This window comes from Nevskia sp. (assembly GCF_023266035.1).
Taxonomy (GTDB): Bacteria; Pseudomonadota; Gammaproteobacteria; order Nevskiales; family Nevskiaceae; genus Nevskia.
Window position 1 is genome coordinate 59,427 of record NZ_JAHFRY010000009.1, and the last position, 1,814, is coordinate 61,240.

Sequence of the window (1,814 nt, forward strand, 5' to 3'; positions counted from 1 at the left end):
TGAACAGGCCGCGGTGGAAGTAGCGGCCGCCCTTGCGATCGACCCGGCCGGTGATCAGGTTCAGCACATGGCTGAGCCATTCGCCCATCGTGCCGTTGCGGTTCTGCGACACGCCGGTGCGCGCCACGCAAACCGCGGTCTCGGCGGTGGCGAAGCGGCGCGCGATGTCACCGATCTGCTCGAGCGCAACCCCGCAGCGCAAGGAAAGGTCGTCGAGCGACGCGCTCGCCGCGATCTCGCGAATCGCGTCGATGCCGACCGCTTCCGCACAATCCTGCGTGTGCTCCCAGCCATGCTCGAACACCTGCTTGATGATGGCGAGCAGCAGCGCCCAGTCCTGGCCCGGCTTGATCACGACATGGGTATCGGCCTTGCGGGTGCTCGGCGTCGAGCGGGGATCGACCATGATCAGGTCGGCGCCTTTCGCCTGCGCCGCGAGCACACGGTTCCAGCCGTCCGGCACGATGTCCAGCCAGACCATGTTGCTGACCGCTGGGTTCATGCCGATGAACAGGAAGCACTTGGCGTGGTCGACGTCCGGGATCAGCACGGCCATGTCCGAGCCGTACATCTCGCGCATCACCAGTTGGTAGTTGTTGGTATCCACCGAGCCGACATAGAAGGCGTTGGCGCTGCCAAGACCTTTCATGAAGCCGTTCTGCGCCAGGGTGCCGGGCTGGTTGTGAGCGCCGGGATTGCCGAGGTAGGTGGCGATCGCATGCGGTCCGTGCCGGTCGCGGATCGCCTTGAGCTTAGCGGCGATGTCGGCGATCGCTTCCTCGTAGCTCGACTCCACGTAACGCTCGCCAACGCGCTTCATCGGCTTGAGCAGTCGACGGGGATGATCGCTCAGGTTCTGCGCCGACCCACCCTTGGCGCAGAAGTCGCGCCAGCTGTAGGGATGCGTCCTGTCCGGCAGGATGCTATGCACCTTCTTGCCGTCGGTGGTGACCTCCAGCCCGCAGACCGACAGGCAGATGCGGCAGAAGGTCTTGACCGTTTTCAGCTCGCCGGCCGGCGCTTGCGTCAGGCTCATCGTGGTTCTCCTCCAGCGACGCCCCGGTATTCCGGGTGCGTGATGACCTGCACTACTGCTGCAGGGTCGACACTCAGCAGCCAGCCGTCCTGGCAAGACCTGCGTTGCTGCCGGCCTCTCCAACCCAGTCCGGCCAGCCGGCACGGCGATTCTGCTCGCGGGCCAGGACGCGTTCTTCGGCAGTCGCGTATTCGAGGTCCCAGCGCTTCAGCGCCGGCTTGATGATGCGGTTATGCCAGAGCGGCGGAATCAAGGCCACGAAGAAGCAGGTGAACAGGCTCGGCATCGGAATCGCATCCTGATGCGGCACCAGCTTGTTGTAGGGCATGTAGGAATCCTGATGATGGCCGGCGTGGTTGGTGATCTCGAAAGACACCACCCGCGACAGCTCGCTCATGTGATTCCAGACATGACGGTTACCGATCCTGGCACCTTCGACGCGGATCAGGCCGTAGTGCTGGAAGTAGTTGAACGACTCGATCCACAGCCGCGCGGCGAGCATGCCGGTGATGGTCAGCACCACACCCTGCCAGCCGCCAACGAGGTAGATCGCAGTCTGAAACAGCACCTGCACCAGTGCCCAGGACCAGACCCGGTTGCGCCAGTTCCAGAAACTGAGGCCCCGCTTCTTCAGCGAGTTGTTTTCGAGCTTGAAGCCGATGCCGAAACTGACATACAGCTCGTGCAATGCGAACCAGTACAGCGTCTGGCCACGCGGTGCGGTGTCGCCGTCGTCAGGCGTGCAGACGTCGATGTGGTGACCGACGATGTGGCCGAT

2 protein-coding genes are annotated in these 1,814 nt (G+C 63.7%); both read right to left on the reverse strand.

Annotated elements, in window-relative coordinates; all coding sequences use genetic code 11:
- Positions 1-1,036, reverse strand: a 1,036-nt coding sequence (locus tag Q0D45_RS02180; RefSeq protein ID WP_293387858.1) for a molybdopterin-dependent oxidoreductase, incomplete at its 3' end; no start/stop codon positions are given.
- 73 nt (positions 1,037-1,109) lie between these two features.
- The coding region (locus tag Q0D45_RS02185; protein WP_293387861.1) for a fatty acid desaturase at positions 1,110-1,814 on the reverse strand (705 nt) is incomplete at its 5' end.